The sequence below is a fragment of the Acuticoccus kandeliae genome, from assembly GCF_003073115.1.
The window spans coordinates 1-352 of the sequence record NZ_QBBV01000106.1 but is presented as its reverse complement, the minus strand read 5'-3'; the positions used below and the strand labels follow the sequence as shown (position 1 = coordinate 352).

The 352-nt window shown below is 70.2% G+C and carries 1 protein-coding gene; it reads left to right on the top strand.

Going from position 1 to position 352, the window contains the following annotated elements; all coding sequences use genetic code 11:
• Nucleotides 1-10 precede the first annotated feature (10 nt).
• Entirely contained in the window at nt 11-310 is a 300-nt protein-coding gene (gene rplR, locus DBV35_RS29515; RefSeq protein ID WP_205648954.1) for a 50S ribosomal protein L18, read from the top strand.
• Nucleotides 311-352: the final 42 nt, after the last annotated feature.

Here is a 352-nt window from a genome sequence, read left to right as displayed (position 1 = left end):
GATCTAGAAGATCTCCGGGACGCCGGTGCGTCCGCGGCTGGCGGTCAACCGCTCCTCGCGGCACATCACCGTCCAGCTGATCGACGACCTGGCGGGCCACACGCTGGCCTTCGCGTCCTCGCTGGACGCCGAGGTGCGTGGCGTCGAGGGCGACAAGAAGGCCAAGGCGGCCAAGGTCGGCGAGCTCATCGCCGCCCGGGCCAAGGAGGCAGGCATCTCCACGGTCGTGTTCGACCGCGGCGGGCTGGCCTACCACGGCCGCATCGCGGCCCTGGCCGACGCCGCCCGCGAGGGAGGCCTGGAGTTCTGATGAACCAGACCGAGAAGATCGAAGGGACTGTCTGATGCCGGG